The sequence below is a fragment of the Bacillus sp. FDAARGOS_1420 genome, from assembly GCF_019344915.1.
Taxonomy (GTDB): Bacteria; Bacillota; Bacilli; order Bacillales; family Bacillaceae_G; genus Bacillus_A; species Bacillus_A mycoides.
This window is the reverse complement of the sequence record NZ_JAHWJB010000002.1, coordinates 2,792,686-2,809,562: the sequence shown is the minus strand read 5'-3', so window position 1 is coordinate 2,809,562 and position 16,877 is coordinate 2,792,686. Positions and strand designations below refer to the sequence as shown.

General features: G+C 32.7%; 18 protein-coding genes. 13 read left to right on the top strand and 5 right to left on the bottom strand.

Annotated features, from left to right (window positions below):
- Positions 1-23: 23 nt before the first annotated feature.
- The 4 genes from pdxR to I6L50_RS24560 all read left to right on the top strand — a co-directional run bounded on the left by pdxR (position 24) and on the right by I6L50_RS24560 (position 3,030).
- Positions 24-1,457: a MocR-like pyridoxine biosynthesis transcription factor PdxR gene (gene pdxR / locus I6L50_RS24575; protein WP_219303389.1), complete on the top strand. Its 1,434-nt coding sequence runs from the start codon at positions 24-26 to the stop codon at positions 1,455-1,457.
- 33 nt (positions 1,458-1,490) lie between these two features.
- Positions 1,491-1,847, top strand: coding sequence for a CidA/LrgA family holin-like protein (locus tag I6L50_RS24570; RefSeq protein WP_113936857.1), 357 nt, complete (start codon positions 1,491-1,493; stop codon positions 1,845-1,847).
- A 23-nt stretch (positions 1,848-1,870) separates the two neighbouring features.
- A complete protein-coding gene (locus I6L50_RS24565) occupies positions 1,871-2,542 on the top strand; it encodes an LrgB family protein (protein WP_219303388.1) in 672 nt (223 codons plus the stop codon).
- Between the two features lie 65 nt (positions 2,543-2,607).
- Positions 2,608-3,030, top strand: a complete 423-nt coding sequence (locus I6L50_RS24560; RefSeq protein ID WP_113936858.1) for a YfmQ family protein — start codon at positions 2,608-2,610, stop codon at positions 3,028-3,030.
- A 55-nt stretch (positions 3,031-3,085) separates the two neighbouring features.
- Here the strand turns inward: I6L50_RS24560 and I6L50_RS24555 are convergent, their stop codons facing one another.
- A complete protein-coding gene (locus I6L50_RS24555; RefSeq protein ID WP_113936859.1) occupies positions 3,086-3,775 on the bottom strand; it encodes a Crp/Fnr family transcriptional regulator in 690 nt (229 codons plus the stop codon).
- Positions 3,776-3,853: 78 nt separating this feature from the next.
- On the opposite strand from I6L50_RS24555, the gene I6L50_RS24550 reads away from it, so the two are divergent.
- Positions 3,854-4,609 (top strand): HAD-IIB family hydrolase, encoded by a 756-nt coding sequence (locus I6L50_RS24550; RefSeq protein ID WP_219303387.1) that lies wholly within the window; start codon positions 3,854-3,856, stop codon positions 4,607-4,609.
- A 53-nt stretch (positions 4,610-4,662) separates the two neighbouring features.
- Here the strand turns inward: I6L50_RS24550 and I6L50_RS24545 are convergent, their stop codons facing one another.
- Both I6L50_RS24545 and I6L50_RS24540 read right to left on the bottom strand, forming a co-directional pair.
- Positions 4,663-5,076: a CBO0543 family protein gene (locus tag I6L50_RS24545; protein WP_219303386.1), complete on the bottom strand. Its 414-nt coding sequence runs from the start codon at positions 5,074-5,076 to the stop codon at positions 4,663-4,665.
- A complete protein-coding gene (locus I6L50_RS24540; protein ID WP_219303385.1) occupies positions 5,051-6,229 on the bottom strand; it encodes a DUF2515 domain-containing protein in 1,179 nt (392 codons plus the stop codon). The genes I6L50_RS24545 and I6L50_RS24540 overlap by 26 nt, the downstream gene beginning before the upstream one ends.
- Positions 6,230-6,696: 467 nt before the next feature.
- Between I6L50_RS24540 and I6L50_RS24535 the strand changes: the two genes are divergently transcribed.
- From I6L50_RS24535 to I6L50_RS24520, 4 genes are read left to right on the top strand one after another with little or no spacing between them, the layout of a single operon-like run.
- Positions 6,697-7,683 carry a UDP-N-acetylglucosamine 4,6-dehydratase family protein gene (locus tag I6L50_RS24535; RefSeq protein ID WP_219303384.1) on the top strand — a complete coding sequence of 329 codons (987 nt, stop codon included), beginning with the start codon at positions 6,697-6,699 and terminating at the stop codon, positions 7,681-7,683.
- Positions 7,680-8,591 carry an SDR family oxidoreductase gene (locus I6L50_RS24530; RefSeq protein ID WP_113936864.1) on the top strand — a complete coding sequence of 304 codons (912 nt, stop codon included), beginning with the start codon at positions 7,680-7,682 and terminating at the stop codon, positions 8,589-8,591. Before I6L50_RS24535 ends, I6L50_RS24530 begins: the two co-directional genes overlap by 4 nt.
- Before the next feature lie 25 nt (positions 8,592-8,616).
- Positions 8,617-8,931 carry a DUF6572 domain-containing protein gene (locus I6L50_RS24525; protein ID WP_219303383.1) on the top strand — a complete coding sequence of 105 codons (315 nt, stop codon included), beginning with the start codon at positions 8,617-8,619 and terminating at the stop codon, positions 8,929-8,931.
- A gap of 48 nt (positions 8,932-8,979) precedes the next feature.
- A complete protein-coding gene (locus tag I6L50_RS24520) occupies positions 8,980-10,044 on the top strand; it encodes an undecaprenyldiphospho-muramoylpentapeptide beta-N-acetylglucosaminyltransferase (protein ID WP_219303382.1) in 1,065 nt (354 codons plus the stop codon).
- A 99-nt stretch (positions 10,045-10,143) separates the two neighbouring features.
- Here the strand turns inward: I6L50_RS24520 and I6L50_RS24515 are convergent, their stop codons facing one another.
- Positions 10,144-12,864, bottom strand: coding sequence for a putative bifunctional diguanylate cyclase/phosphodiesterase (locus tag I6L50_RS24515; RefSeq protein ID WP_219303381.1), 2,721 nt, complete (start codon positions 12,862-12,864; stop codon positions 10,144-10,146).
- Between the two features lie 435 nt (positions 12,865-13,299).
- Between I6L50_RS24515 and I6L50_RS24510 the strand changes: the two genes are divergently transcribed.
- From I6L50_RS24510 to I6L50_RS24495, 4 genes are all read left to right on the top strand, one after another.
- Positions 13,300-13,686, top strand: coding sequence for a VOC family protein (locus tag I6L50_RS24510; protein WP_219303380.1), 387 nt, complete (start codon positions 13,300-13,302; stop codon positions 13,684-13,686).
- Positions 13,687-13,898: 212 nt separating this feature from the next.
- The gene (locus tag I6L50_RS24505; protein WP_219303379.1) at positions 13,899-14,714 is read left to right on the top strand and encodes an alpha/beta fold hydrolase; all 816 of its coding nucleotides are present in this window, start codon (positions 13,899-13,901) and stop codon (positions 14,712-14,714) included.
- 95 nt (positions 14,715-14,809) lie between these two features.
- The gene (locus I6L50_RS24500) at positions 14,810-15,385 is read left to right on the top strand and encodes a histidine phosphatase family protein (RefSeq protein ID WP_219303378.1); all 576 of its coding nucleotides are present in this window, start codon (positions 14,810-14,812) and stop codon (positions 15,383-15,385) included.
- Between the two features lie 321 nt (positions 15,386-15,706).
- Positions 15,707-16,024, top strand: a complete 318-nt coding sequence (locus tag I6L50_RS24495; RefSeq protein ID WP_219303377.1) for a hypothetical protein — start codon at positions 15,707-15,709, stop codon at positions 16,022-16,024.
- Positions 16,025-16,160: 136 nt separating this feature from the next.
- Here I6L50_RS24495 and I6L50_RS24490 read toward each other — a convergent pair whose 3' ends face one another.
- Positions 16,161-16,805 carry a YczE/YyaS/YitT family protein gene (locus I6L50_RS24490; RefSeq protein ID WP_219303376.1) on the bottom strand — a complete coding sequence of 215 codons (645 nt, stop codon included), beginning with the start codon at positions 16,803-16,805 and terminating at the stop codon, positions 16,161-16,163.
- Positions 16,806-16,877 lie beyond the last annotated feature (72 nt).

Here is a 16,877-nt window from a genome sequence, read left to right as displayed (position 1 = left end):
CAGCTTGGAGAGGAGGGAACTAAATGGAATGGCAACCGAATCGTGAAGATAAGATACCAGTTTATAAACAAATTGCTGATTACATTGAAAGAGGCATTTCTACCGGTGAATTCCCTTCTGATAGAAAATTACCTTCCGAGCGTATGCTAGCACAGAAGTTACAAGTGAACCGGAGTACAGTAGTAGCTGCTTATGAGGAATTAAAATCACTTGGGGTAGTAGACCGGCAAAAAGGAAGCGGCACCCGCGTGAATACAGACATATGGGGTGTGTCACATAAACGAATACCGAACTGGGGTAGGTACGTTGAGGATGGATCGTTCTTACCTAATGTACCACTTGTTCAACAAATTCGAACGGAAACACAAAAAGATGATTTAATCAATTTAGCGAGTGGTGAATTGTCATCAGATTTAATTCCGAGTGATAGATTTCGAACAATTTTGTCGGAGAAAACATTTATGGGAAATCTCGGTTATGACCATCCGCTTGGAAATGAAATGTTGCGAAAAACCATTGCGGCACATGTCGAGCAATATAAACAAATAGAAGCAGATTCAAGCTCTATTCTTATTACATCTGGAGCTCAGCAAGCACTTAATCTTATCGTTCAATGTTTGTTAAAGCCTGGAGATGCGATTGCAATTGAGGATCCCTCCTATTGTTATTCACTTCCGATGTTTAAATCAGCAGGTTTAAAAATATTCCGTTTACCAGTTGATCAGCATGGTATGAATCCAGATGACTTAATCGATTTGCACAAAAAGCATCGCATTCGTATGGTGTTTTTAAATCCGGATTATCAAAATCCAACTGGAACGGTACTTTCATTGGCAAGACGTAAAAAGGTTTTAGAACTATCTTCTGAATTTGGTATACCGATTGTAGAAGATGATCCGTATAGTTTGACTTCTTTTAATGGAGAAGTGAATCCGACATTGAAATCGATGGATCAAAATGAGAATGTTCTTTATGTGAGCTCATTATCAAAAATTGTTGCATCAGGATTACGTATTGGTTGGGTAATTGGCCCCAAGCGCGTAATTGAGAGATTGGCAGATGCGAAGCAGCAAGTTGATTTCGGTCATAGTGTATTTACACAGTGGGTAGCAAACCAATTTTTAGAATCTGAGGATTTTCATACGCATATTACGATGCTTCGTGGACAACTGAAACAAAGAAGAGATGAGTTAATTGGAAAGCTTGAAGAAATATTAGGGGACCAGATTGAATTTTTCGTTCCTGAGGGCGGAATACATTTATGGTGCAAAGTGCAAGGAACGTTTGATGAATATCATTTACTAGGTGAATCTATACAAAATGGTGTAGCATTTGTCCCAGGAAGCGTCCTAGGTTCGAAAAGTGAATATATCCGATTTACTTTTGGCAGAGCGAATGTAGAACAAATTCAGCTTGGAGTTACAAGGTTTGCGGAAACATTAAATGAGATTTCATAATAGTGAAGCGTAATATGGAAATGAGGGAAAGAAATGAAGTACGTGACGCTTTTACTTCAAGTAGGCGTGCTATATGTGTTTAGCTTAGCTGGTACGTGGATTCAAGGAGTATTCCATCTGTCGATGCCAGGAAGTTTAATAGGGATGTTAATATTGTTTCTACTCCTTTCTACTCGTGTTTTTCCATTAAAGTGGTTTGAGGTAGGGGCAGAAAAGTTAATAGTATTTTTACCGTTATTTCTAATTCCTTCGACAACAGGATTAATGGAATATGGATCTTTTCTTTTAAGTAAGGGGAGTGTTATATTCCTTTTAGTAGTTGCAAGTACGGTAGTAACATTGATTGTTTCAGGGTATGTAAGTCAATTATTAGTAACATCAAAAAAATAAAATCGACAAGGTGCACGATTCAAATGGTCTTAATTATTATTACTGTAGTAATTTATTTATTGGCGACAAAGTTATATAAAAAATTTACGTTTCCATTTACGTTACCGGTATTAACAGTTACAGCAATTATGATTTGCTTATTTTTGATATTTGGTATTTCTCATCATGAGTATAAGGAAAATGGGGGAGACATTCTTTCAGGTTTTTTGAGTCCTGCAATTGTAGCGTTAGCCATACCTCTATTTAAAGAGCGAAAGATACTTATGAAAAACTTTTTAGCGATACTAATCGGCGTAGTGATAGGTATAGTGGCTTTAACGAGTATGAATGTAGTGATTGGTAAAGTTGTTAATATAGATAAGGAACTTATATTAACAACTTTACCACAATTAGCGACAATGCCTATTGCCATTTCATTAGCGGATCAAATTGGTGGCATTCCATCTATGACTTCTAGTTTTGTAGTTGTTGCAGGAATAACAGGTGCTATTATCGGACCGACAGTACTTAAGTTTTTCCGTATAACAAGTACGATTGGAAAAGGAGTGGGGATGGGCTGCGCATCACATATTATTGGTGTGAGCCGTCTAGTGAAAGAAGGAGAGAAAGAGGCAACTATCGGTTCGGTAACGATGATTGTAACAGGGATACTTATTAGTATATTAGTACCTTATGGAGTGAAATTTTTATTTTGAAAATCAATGAATCGTAATAAGGAGCATAACACTACTCATTTTAGAGCGTAATGGAGATGATTAAAATGACAACATGGTTTATAGTTACATTATGTATTTTTGGTGCTCTTAAAGTACTAGTTTCTAGTATGCCAACTTCTGTTGTAGAATCAATTATTAGTAGATTTGAGTTACACCAAAAACTTGATGAGGAAAATACTACTGTAACGGTAGATGGGGAAAGTATAGAAGGAGAAATGAAACTTCAAGTTATTCATGAATTTAACGAGGCTTTATTTTTAGATAAACATTATTTTCCGCCGCAAGGGAATGGTACACCGATAGTCATGGAGACGAAGAAAGGAAAAAGAGAGATTAGATTTTCTATATATAGCTACGAGGAACACGTTGATGTGGTAAAGCAATATAAGAAGAAAGTAGTTGCATATCGTTTGCGATCAAAAAGCCTTCAAAGTCGTTCAGTAGCAGTAACTGAAGATTATGCTTAAGGAGAGGCCATTGTAAAAACGGTCTCTTTATTATAGGTAGGATGTATATAATTAATTATTCATATCGTAGTCCATTGGAAAGTTCTTCAATAGCTTTCCAATGGACTACGATAATTTGTTTGTTATTTTTATGAATTATATCGTTAGCTATTAGTTTTTCAATGACTCGATTAAGATGACGGGTAGTAGTCCCGATTAATGAGGCGATTTCATGATGATCTTTAGTATGAATTTCTCGCCCAAATAAATTAGAAGGATTTCGGGCTGTACATAAATAACTAGCAAAGCGTGTCTCCACAGAAGCCAGTAAATTGATACGTGAAGCTGTTGTGCAAGTTTGGAGTTTATAAGTGACATGATGAATTAGCTCTTGAAGAAAGACTACATCGTGTAATAAGTAACTTGTTACATAATTTTTATCGATAAAAAGAAAATCAGACTGTTGTTCGGAAATTACATGAGATTGTATGTCTACGGATTGAATTAATTCAATATCCCCCATGATAGAAACTGCAGAACAAAATCGTAGTAATAATGCTTTACCTGTAATTACACTTGAAGTTATTTTTGTACGTCCTGACATTTGAATGTAGAGGCCGTCGATAGCTGCACCTTCTTGTAGTATAGTTTCTTTTGCTGCATATCTGCGAATCTCAAATGGATGATTGAATTGTTGGAATAGCTTCTTTATGTACTCATTATTTAAGTAGCTTAATAATAAGGTATTATCTGCAATCTTTTGCATAATGTTTCTCCTTTTGGGACATCTGTCCTATCTATTATAAAATAATTCATATACATTAAAAAGAAAGGAGTGATGTATATGAAATTTATTTTTGATATTGATGGTACTATTTGTTTTAAAGGAAACGCAGTAACGAAAGAGATTATTCAAGCGCTAGACGTTTGTCATAGTATAGGACATGAGATTATATTTGCATCTGCTAGACCAATTAGAGATTTATTACCTGTTCTACCAACTCATATGCATCATTATTCAATGATTGGTGGAAATGGTGCTTTTATCGCAAAGGATAGAGAAATTGTTGAAGTTATACGTTTTGACATTGAAACAGTAAGTGCTATGCGTTCAATCATAGAAAAGTATAGTCTTTCCTATTTGTTAGATAGTCAATGGAACTATGCTTATACAGGAAGTGAGAGTCACCCTATCTACAAAAACATAGACCCTAATCAATTGGCTATTAATATGAATATTGATGAAATTGGTGAAGTAGTAAAAGTGGTTTTATTTCCTGATAATATAAAAAAAGAATTAATCATAAATGCGTTGGAAGAACTTCCTATAAGAATATATGAGCACGATAAAGAGGGGATTATTGATATAAGTCCGCCACATATTGATAAATGGGAAGGTTTAAAACGATTAGGTATAAAAGAGGGAGAATTCGTAGTGTTTGGTAATGATTCGAACGACTTATCAATGTTTATACATGCTAAGGAAAGTATTTGTGTTGGGAGTCATGAAGTATTAATAAATCATGCGTCCGTATGTTTAAAGGTTGACGAGCAAAGTATTGTTGATAAAATTATTGAGTTAGCAGAGTCATATGCATAAAAATGTGTATGTGAAACATAATAAAAACGGGTACTAAAAGGATTGTTAGCCTTTTAGTACCCGTTTTTATTAATGATTGACTGATAGACTTTCCATATGAAAAATAAAAACAACATATATCCAAACAAAGAATAACTATGCTGCCAATCCGTACTATGTACAAATAAGCCTAGCCTCTCAGCAACTTGTTCAAAAATACTAGCACAAAGCCCTATTAAAATAATAAATAGAGTTCTAGAAACTGCAGATAATGTTTTTGAAATTTGTATGAAAATGATTGTTAAAATTGGTAGCACAAACAACGTAAAGCCTATGTTAACTGAAAATATAGATGAGAAAGGTCTAACTGGAAAGGAATATATTTGTGTATGCACAAAGAAAGCATCTAAGCAAGTTCCAATAATAGAAAAAAGTAAGACTGTAACTAATAATGCTAAAAAATCATTCTTCTTCTCGAAGGAGGACATTTTTCTTCGCGAGAATTGCGAGTTCAATTTTTTCGAGTGTTTTGCAGTAGTCTTCTGTAATTTGTCCATTTATATTTTCCTCCTTATCAACTAAATAATTTACAACTTGCCAATCGTTAAACCAATCTTCATTTTCAACTTCTTCATGTTTCATATCCCGCCATGCATAGATGAGTGCAGGGCTGTATATACGATACGCGTCACTACGTAACTGGCATTTCTTTATTCGGCGTTTATAAAACTCACGCGAAAAAGATTCATTTACACTAGAAAATAAATGAGGCCAGTAATCTTTTCTTGAGCCTGTATGTGGATGGTGATCGACCCAGTTTATTATTTGAGATAAAATATGTGTATCCCGAAATAACAATGAATACAAACGTTTTCCAAGTGAAATTCGTTCATGCAAAGAAGTGAAATGTTTCATTGTATCACCAAATAGTAATACTTTTTGCTTTTTATCATTTTCGTAAAATGGGAAAAGGATATGATTGAACTGAAAAAAATCAAAGAGTTTAAATCCAATACTATTTAATACAGTCTTTTTAAAGTGTGCATTTTGAATAACTCTTTTTTCTAAGTAGTTTTGTTCATTAACAATAGTTGCGATCGCTAATGTTTTTTTGTTACCTGTTTTCCAAAAATCGTTCCACATTGTTTCCATAAATGTAGAAACATTTAAGTGAGTGAGAAGGTGAAATAGCTTTTTTGATTTTTTTACACTTTGCTCATATAGTAAAAATTGAGGATATACATCTTGGAAAATGAGCCAATTCCCTCTTTCTAAAAAAGAGAAAAATGTAATTTGATCTTTCTCGGATAAAAGCCTCGTATATAAATCTCCCTTTAAATCTGTCATATTCCAGCCACCGTTACGTGATACGATATGCCCAAGTAGTGCCCAATGTATTTCTGGATATTGAATGTAAAATTGGTAGTATGCACGTGTTCTTGTGACGTTATTTTTATTTAGTTCTTTTGTCTGAGCTTTAATTTTATCGATGATAAGTTGCTCTTCTTTCGTTAATTTATATATGGTAACAGAAGAGATGAGATCGCTTTTTTGTTGTAACTCGTTTTTCACGTCGAATAGGGAGAGAGGGAGTGCTTTTGAGAATTCCTTAGATGTATTGTTTGAATTGCTTTGGTACATTCCATTACCTCCCTTTGCTATGAGTTTAAATGTGGTATTGGTTATGAATCATTCCATTTATCCCGCTATTAACGAGCAGTAAGACTCCCATCTCAAAAGTCGGCTAAAGCAAAGAAGTTAGGTGAGGGTGGGGCTGCTCGTAAAAGCCCGATTGATTCAACTAATAATCAGTGGGGGATGGACAAAATCCCCACTAATTAAAGTTTCACTTTATTTTATTACGAGTATAAGAAATAAATGAGCGGTGTTTTTTAAATCAGTAATATAGTGATCATTCAAACAGTATAAAGAAAATCTAATTGCTAAGAAGTGAAATGAAAAACAGAAACTATTAAAAAATAGTTTCTGTTTTTTTATTTTGTCAATTAAATGTAACAAACGACGATTATGATTTGAATCAATTGAAAATAATTCAATAACCTTAATAAATACAATTTGAATTGAAATGTATGGTAGGAGGAAAAGGAATGCTTAATAAAATAATTTTAATTACTGGTGGTACAGGTTCGTGGGGACATGAACTTATAAAACAACTATTAGAAAAATCACCGAAAGAAATTAGAGTTTTTTCAAGGAATGAAACGGTTCAGTTTGAAATGCAGCAACAGTTTATAAATGAAGAGAGATTAAAATTTATTATTGGAGATATTCGTGATAAAGAGCAACTAGTATATGCTTGCCAAGGTGTACATTATGTATTTCATCTTGCAGCTTTAAAGCATGTTCCAGTATGTGAATATTATCCTTATGAAGCTATAAAAACAAATATACATGGTACGCAAAATGTAATTGAAGCATCTATCCAGAATCAAGTTGAGAAAGTTATATATGTTTCAACTGATAAAGCGGCCGATCCATCAAATACGTATGGGATGACAAAAGCAATTGGTGAAAAATTAATGGTTCATGCGAATGTGCAAACGAAGAAAACAAAATTCATTTGTGTTCGTGGCGGAAATGTTTTAGGAACGAGTGGAAGTGTGGTACCGCTTTTTAAAAAGCAAATTAAGCAATCTTCAAAAGTAGGGATTACCGATGCAAATATGACTAGATTTTTCTTAACCATTGAAGATGCTGTTGGATTGTTATTTAAAGCAGCATCTGAAGGAAGAGGAGGAGAAATCTTTGTTATGAAAATGCCAGCATGTAAAATAACGGATTTAGCGAAAGTATTGATTGAAGATTCAAAAAAAGAAAGCGTGAAGATAAAAGAGGTAGGAATAAGACCTGGTGAAAAATTAAGTGAAATGCTTTTATCTGAGGTAGAGAGTAAAACAAGTATTAGTTTTGATCAAAATTATTTTGTGGTACTACCGACTATTCCTATAGAAGGACTTCAAGAATATTATGCTAGTTATCCGCTTGTGGATGTGAATAGTTTTAGTTCTCAACAAGACTTACTTACAAAATACGAGGTGAAACAAATGTTAGAAAAAGGAGGGTTTTTACGATGAAAAAAAATGCGAGCCTTTTAATAACTGGTGCAAATGGCTTCACAGGACGTCATGCTTACCAATATTTTTTAGAGCAGGGCTTTCATGTAATTCCTATGTTTCAAAATCGTTCACATAGAGAAAAAATCGAAAATGGTATTACTTGTGATTTAACAAATAAGAGTGAAGTAATGAAGGTAATTAAACAAATAAAACCAGACTATGTATTGCATTTAGCAGGAAGAAACTCAGTTAATGAGTCTTGGACAGCTTCTCTGGAATATATAGAGATTAACGTAATAGGGACTTTATATTTATTAGAAGCCATTAAGCAGGAAGCCTCGCATTGTAAAACATTAGTTATAGGATCTGCATTGCAAGCAGATAGTATGAAAAACATAAAAGTTTCAAATCCATATAGTTTAAGTAAAACTATGCAAGTCATTATTGCAGAGGCTTGGGGCGGATTAATGGATTCAAATATTATCATTGCAAAGCCCTCAAATTTAATTGGTCCAGGAGTATCGAATGGCATTTGTTCTATTCTTGCAAAAAAAATGATAGATATACAGTTGGGGAAAAGTGAACCAATTATTGAAATAAACAGTTTGAAAGATAGTAGGGACTTTCTGGATGTACGTGATGCAGTTAAAGCGTATCATGTGTTATTACGTGATGGTATAAATGGAAAACAATATAATATTGGATCAGGAGTAAAACGCTCTTTATTAGATGTATTGGAGCAATTTAAAGGATTAACACAGCTGAATTTTACTATAAAAGAAAAAGAGAATAGTGGGAGCAGCTCAAATGAAAATTTATTATTAGAGGATATAAAAAAATTAGGATGGATCCCAGAAATTCAATTTCAGCAATCATTAAAAGATGTACTTGAATATGCGAAGTGTAGTGAAATCTGCATTCAATAAAAATATAAAAGGATGTAACAAATATATGAATTGTTATGAAGCGATAGATAATCAAAGTACGCTATTTCTTTCGATTGTGGATACGTTGGATTGGAAAGATGAAGAAGAACATGTTTTGCGCATCTATGAGGCGATAAATACATGTCGAGCATATGTGGAAAAGGTTAATCGAAACCCCAAAACAATATATACAGGAACTAGGCCTGTAATCCAAGTCTTTACTCAGTATGAATGTAGTGAGTATGGAAATGATTTTTATGAACTCATTAAAGATCTTTTGCAAGACATAGGTCTGGAGTTAAAGATTTATATAAATCATAGTAAGTTAATGTACATTTGAAAGATTACTATAAAGCTAGACTTTTAATGATAAAGGTGGATATAAGTTATGAATAAAAAGATTCTCTTTACTGGGGGCGGTACAGCCGGACACGTAATGATTAATATGGTATTGATTCCTAAATTTATAGAAAAAGGATGGGGAGTTGAGTATATTGGATCTCAAAATGGAATTGAAAAATTATTAGTTCAGAATGTTAAGTATAATAGTGTTTCAACAGGAAAACTTAGGAGATATTGGGATTGGGAGAACTTTAAAGATCCTTTTAAAATTATAAACGGTTGTTTACAAAGTTATAAATTAATTAAGAAAATGAAGCCTGACGTTATCTTTTCGGCAGGAGGATTTGTTTCAGTTCCTGTAGTTATAGGGGCATGGTTAAATCGTGTACCTATAATAATACGTGAACCAGATAGTACGTTAGGGTTGGCAAATAAAATAGCATTACCTTTTTCTAAAAAACTATGCACAACATTTCCTCAAACAGGGGGTAATGTAAGTACTGAGAAGAAGGTTTATGTAGGGCCAATTGTAAGGGAAGAAATTGAGAGAGGCAACGTATTACGAGGAAGAAGCTATTGTAAATTTCAGCAAGATAAACCGGTATTGTTAATAATGGGTGGGAGTCAAGGTGCTAAGTGGATAAATGATATGGTAAGGAAAAGTTTAGATACATTATTATTAAATTTTAATATTGTTCATATGTGTGGTAAAGGGAAGGTGGATCCTTCTATCGGAATGGAAGGTTATATACAATTTGAATATATAGGGGAAGAGTTGCCACATATACTGAATATGGCAAGTGTTGTAGTTTCCAGGGCTGGTTCTACTGCTATTTCTGAATTGTTATTTTTGAAGAAACCGATGTTGCTTATTCCGTTAACTAATGGTTCCAGTAGAGGGGATCAAGTTTTAAATGCTGACCATTTTGCACGACAAGGATATGCGGAAGTTTTACTTCAAGATAGAGTAAACAGTAGTACATTTACACATGCAGTAAATAAGTTGTATACAAATAAGGAGAGATATATTCAAAACATGAATGGATATAAGAAAACAAATGATGAGGGGATTAATCAATTAATAGATATAATAAATGAAGTGGTGAAGTAATAGAAATTTAAATAGAAATACAAAAGGAAAGAAGGTATCTTCTTTCCTTTTTACTATAGTTGCTCAAATTCATTATTACTTATACCGATTAGCTATGTACTATTGGTGAATACCGATTTCTAATAGCTCAGTAAATGCATTAGTATGAATAGGTTTACTGTAATAGTAACCTTGAATAAACTGACATTTATTTTTTTGAAGGAAATTTACGTGTTCTTTCGTTTCTACGCCTTCAGCAATGACAGACATTCCTAATGTATTTGCTAATGTGATGATTGTTTTAATGATTTCCATTCCATCTTCACACGTTTCAGACATTGTAATAAATTCTCTTGGGATTTTTAACGTATCGATTGGATATAAAGGTAAGTAGGCTAGGGAAGAATAGCCTGTACCAAAGTCGTCGATTGAAATGTGAATCCCTAAACTTTTTAGTGTACGCAGTTTTATCAATGTTTCTCTCTCATCCATCATTGCAATTCGTTCTGTTAATTCTAGATCAAGGGAACTTGCTGGTAAGCCTGTAGTTGCTAAAGTAGAAGAAATAGATTTTACAAAGCCGTCTTGTTCAAATTCTTTAGCAGATAAATTTACCCCTATTTTTAAATGCGAATATCCGAGTGCGTGCCAACGTTTCATTTGCTCACAAGCCTGCTGTAATGTCCATTTTCCTATTGGAATAATTTGTAGTGTTTCTTCTGCAATCGGAATAAACTCGTATGGAGAAATAACACCTAATTCAGGATGATTCCACCTGATTAAAGCTTCTGCACCGATAATTTTATTAGATTCACTATCAACTTGAGGTTGATACAAAAGGAACAATTCTTCATTTTGTATTGCGTTTGGTAAATCTTTTTCTAATCGTAATCGTCTTTCGATTTTTTTAGCGATTACATCGTCATAAATAGAGACAGAGTTGAGCTCTTTTGCCTTTGCATCATACATTGCAACATTAGCGTTTTTCAGAAGTGTAGCGGTATCGATTCCGGAATGTGGATAAATGGAGATACCGATACTCAGTGATAAAGTTAATTTATGCTCATGTATGACAAACGGCTTTTCCATGCTTTCAAATAATTGGTTACATAACTCGAATAAGGAATCTTCGTCAGTATAGTTTTCAATTAAGATTGTAAACTCATCACCACCGATTCTTGACAGATGAGTATGTGATGGAAGACATGATTGGAAACGTTTTGCTACTTCTTCTAATATGTAATCACCTGACGAATGTCCAAGTGTATCGTTAATTACTTTAAAGCGATCTAAATCTAAATATAATAATGCAAACTCACTTTGTGTTGTTTGAGCATTTTTTATAAATTTTCTTAGCTTCCTATGGAAAAAGGATCGATTCCCAATTTTCGTTACAGTATCGTGGAATGCTAAATATTTTATTTCTTCTTGTTGTTTTTTTAGTGCGGTAATATCCTTTACCATAATATAGCTTCCTGAAATTTGTCCATCTATCATAATAGGAACGATGGTAACGTATAAAAAATAAGTAAAGCCATCTTTATATTGAGAACTAAGTTGTAAGGATGCTGATTCTTGTTGTTTAACTTTTTCTAATGCAGATATCAGTTTATGTTTATCTGCATCTAAAATAATAGAAAAACATGTCTCACCAAGTAACTCGTTCGTTGGTGCTCCAAGTAGTATGCTTCCTGCTTTATTTACATTTAAGAATATTCCATTTAAATCAATCGTAAAAATGGGATCAGGATGATATTCATATAATGATTTGAATTTTTGTTGTTTCTGAGATAGGGCCTCTGATTTATGGACTAAATCAGAAGTTCTTAAAGTAACTTTTTCTTCTAGTTGAGCATTAAATACTTGTAAACGTTTTGTTAGGGTGTCGTTTTGCATACGCACAATAGAATGGCGAATAAGTACGAAAACAAAAGCGATACAATTTCCTGTAATGAGAGTTGAAGATGATGTTTGTTCTTTTAACGTAAACCCGATTAGTATTGCAACAGCAAGATAGGGAAATACGACTAAAACTTTCTTTCCTAGTATAGGGTTTACAATGAAATAATTTTTATGGCTATTATCATCTTCTGAAATAGACCCAGCTATTGCGATAAGCAATATAGGTATTCTATATAAAAGACGTAAAAATGTTATAGTGTCAGTTGATAAATGGGTATTTAAGTAAAAATAAATATAGTTAAAAGTTGCAGAACTAATTAATACAAAAATAAAGATATAAATTTTCCGCTTGGACTTAAAAATTGTTGGGCGGAAAAAGAGACTAACACCTAGTAGAAGAAATAATAGATCTGCAATTGGATATAGAAATGAAAGGAAAATATCTGCGAGTGAAAGTGAGAATATATTTAAATTTGGCTGATTAAATAAATACCATTCTAATGTGAATATGGAAGTAAGTACTATACATATATCACAAATAAAGAAAGCTTTTTCCCATTTATTGCATTCTTTTAAGATCTTATAGCAAAAAGCGATAAGGCAGAAGAATAGAAAAAACATGTAAAATACATCAGAAATAGTAAAATGATGTATTGGAAGTTCGAAAAAGGTATCTTGATACGTATATACTACTTTTCCTAATAAAAAACTACCAATTGCAATTGTAATACATATCCAAAAAGGATTTGAACTAACTTTTTTAGAGTATATAGAGTAAATTAGCGATATAAATGTAATGACTTCAACGATGAGTGAAGCGAAGCGTACATTGAAATTTGAAAAATTAGTAGGGAATAGAAAGAAAAACATAAAATAGATTGAATAGCATATTAATGTTGTGATTAATATACATAGCTGTAAATTTTTATTTAATTTCAAAAAAATCACCTTCTTTAAGTATGTACTATATTCGTAATATCTATACATAATAATATTACTTAAGGATTGTATCAGATTTCCTTATAAAAAGCATGCTTATAAGGAAAAAATGAAGAATGTAATACTTCTTAAAATTGAAAAAGTATTGAGTTCAATGATTTTTCAATTTATAAGGAATGCAGATAGAATTTGTATATTTAGTCATCCTTTAGATTTTAAAGGTTTTTTAGTGATTTGCAAGCGGAGATGTAAAATTGCATATAAAGTGATGGGAACTTCTCTCTAGATGAGGGGAGTTTTTCGTTATTAAAGTGTATTAAGTAAGACCTTTGTATGTACCTATTCTCATACTAATGAGGGATTAAAGAAACGTGTTGATTATATACAATAATATGTAATACAGTAATTGATTTTTAATATGGAGGGAAAATCACGATGAAATGGGTGAAGTTTAGAATAGCACGTCCAACTGATAAATTTGAAGAGGTTATTGCATTCTATGAAGAAGGATTAGGTTTAAAACGTATAGGTGAGTTTTATGATCATGATGGTTATGATGGAGTCATGTTTGGTCTACCGGATGAAGAATATCATTTAGAATTTACAAGACATATAGATGGAAGCCCATGTCCTGCTCCAACAAAAGATAATTTACTTGTATTTTACATGCGAGAAGATAGTGAAATGAAAAAAGTGAGTAAAAGGCTGCATGCAATGGGATACGATGAAGTAGAACCAGAAAATCCATATTGGAAAGAAAAGGGGATTACTATAGAGGACCCAGATGGTTGGAGAATTGTATTGATGCAAATAGAAGAATGAGGCTAGAGAAATTTCGAATTTTGATAGAGTATAAGAAAATATAAAAAAGTTTCCTTGGAGGAGATACACTCATAGGGAAGCTTTTTGTATTTGTAATCTGAAAATTAAGATTTGAAATTAACTTCTGAAAAGATGTAAAATGAGAACGTGTATTCTTTTGAGTTTGAGCGGGTTGTTTTTAAAGGTGAATATAAAAATAGGGAGGTTTTTTTATGATATGCCGGATTAGGGATGCAGAAGTATACTATGAAATCATTGGAGAAGGAAAGCCAGTACTTATCATACATGGGTGTTCCCCTGACCATAGATTAATGAAGAAATGTATGGAAACAGTGTTTCAGAAGTCTGTAGGATATCAACGAATTTATATTGATTTACCTGGAATGGGGAAATCGAATGCCCCAGATTGGATAAATAGTTCAGATTGTATATTAGAACTGTTAACTGCATTTATTGAGAAAATCATCCCAACTAAAGATTTTTTACTAGTAGGAGAGTCTTACGGGGGATATTTAGCTAGCGGGATACTTTCAAAGATGTTTGATAGAGTTAATGGATTATTGTTAGTATGTCCTGTTGTTGTAGCGCAACGAGAAAAAAGGCTTCTCCCAGATAAACAGGTAATTGTAAGAGAGGAAGAATTTTTAAATACGCTTACTTCAACCGAAAGGGAAGAATTTTGTGAGTTAGCAGTGGTTGCGAATGAGTATACATATAAGCGTTTCAAAGAAGAAATTAAGCCTGGGCTAGATATTGCTAATGATGGGTTTATTGAAAGATTACAAAAGAATTACTCTCTTACTTTGGACTTCCAGCATAAAAAATATGAGAAACCTGTTCTTTTATTAGCTGGAAGACAAGATATATCGGTAGGTTATCAAGATATTGTAGGAATCATTGAAGATTATCCAAGAGCGACATTAGCGGTATTAGATATGGCGGGACATAATTTACAAATTGAACAGCCTGAATTATTTGAGAATTTAGTTTGGGAGTGGGTTAGACGAACTGCTCAGCAAAGTTCATAAAAAAAGAATAAATTAATATTTTGATTGTATTCAAGTTTTGATACGGAAAAGATTAAAGTAAGTAATTAACTTATAAATATTTTCAAGGAGGAATTATGAATACATATATCTATATGGTTAGGCATGGTGAATCACCAAAATTAGAAGGAGATGAAAGAACACGTGGATTAACTGAGAAGGGAACTTTAGATGCCCATAAAGTAACTGAGATATTAAAAACAGAGGGGATTGATACTTTCATTTCAAGTCCGTATAAGAGGGCAATGTTAACAATAGAAAAGTTAGCTAATTCCCATGAAAAAGAAATAGTAGTATATGAAAATCTCAAAGAGTGTAGATTTTTAAGTGAGGATAAGATTATATCAGATAAGGAAGTGTATCCACTCGTAAAGAAGATGTTCTCTAATCCAGATTTCACACTAACTGGAGGAGAGTCGTATGTGGATTGTCAGAGAAGAGTAGTGAAAATATTAAAAGAAATATTAATAGATTTTCAAGGACATAAAATTGTAGTTGGTACACATGGGCTTGTAATGACATTGATGATGAACTATTTTGATAACCAATATGGGCTTGAATTTTTAATGAATACATCAAAGCCAGACGTATATAAGCTGGAATTTAAAGACGAGCAATTAATAAATGTAGAGAGATTATGGAGAGAAGAATGAAATGGGATATATGGAGTGTGTGTTAAAAGTTACTTTTAACACACACTCTTTTTTTGAAGAGAAAGCATCTTTATCAACTATTTTTAGAATGTTAAATCAATAAATAATTATTCAGTTTTTGAATAGTTTATTGAGAAATTGGTTTAGGGAAACAATTTTAAATGTGACAAAACTCCAAACGCTGGATTTATATTCAATAGGAGAAAAAAATGTAGAATTTTGTCTTACTGTACACGTTTACTTTTCATTTCTTAACATATAGGCTTTGTGGTGTAAGGGGGGACATCGCCTTTACACTAAAATTATAAGGAGGTCATTGTGATGAAAAAAATGAAAAAATTTGCAGGAGTAGCTCTAGCGGGTTCAATTGGATTAAGTGGATTACTTTTTTTAGAACCAAGTGTAAGCGCTGCAGAAACAATGCAAGTGAAAGAGGAGAAGTTCAATACTATTAATGTAGCGATGAATCAAAGTGAATCTTATTTATTGAGTGGTAGAAGTATTGATATTCTTTCAGGAGATAAAGAAGCGGTACAATTAAGTAATTATACAGTTCAGTTCAATAAACCGGGTAAGTATGTTATTAGAGTAAATGGTTGTATTTATAATGATGTATATACTTTTATTGTGAATGAGTAGTATATGCTCTTGATGTTTAATTAAATATATATTATCGGATGAAAAAAGAAACACCCTATTTGCGGTGGGAATCGTAAATAGGGTGAATTATTTGTAAGAAAGTTAATGAAAAGAGTAATTGGTATTAAGTTATGTTTTATATATTTTCATTAATTTGCTCTTTGTTTTTGCTATGTAAAGTATGTAAGAGTGCTTGAAATACCTTAAATGAATGCTGGAATATTGGACTTTGAATAAAAGTGTATAGAAAAGTTACGATAAAAATAGGACCTCCTAGCATGTATCCAATGACTAGTACAAAGCATTCTACAATGATTCGAGCACGACTAATAGATAACCCAGTTTTGTCAGAAATAGTAAGCATGAATCCATCGCGAGGTCCAGCACCAATCCCAGCCGCAACGTACATACCGCCCCCAATTCCTGTAATTGCGATACCAGAAAATAAAATGAGTAAGTTTATCCATAAATAATCACTAGCGTTTGGAAGGATGTTTGATCGTAAGAAAAAGTCCATAATAGGACCGATAAGTAGTGCATTTAAAAATGTACCTACGTTTATATATTTTGGATCTACTAATAAAGAGATAAGAACGAGGCATAACCCACATATGACACTCCAAGTACCAAGTGTCCATCCGAATCGTTCATAGAGAGCCATATTTAATACTTCCCAAGGATGTAAACCGAGGAATTTAACTTTGACTGCGAGAGCATTTCCAAGTCCAAAAAAAATTAATCCTAGGAAAAAAAGAAAATAGCGAAAGAGAGTTAGCCTCATCTTTAAAACCTCCCAATATATAATGATGTATATTACATGTTTGAATTTTAATGTACAAATATTATGTCTTTT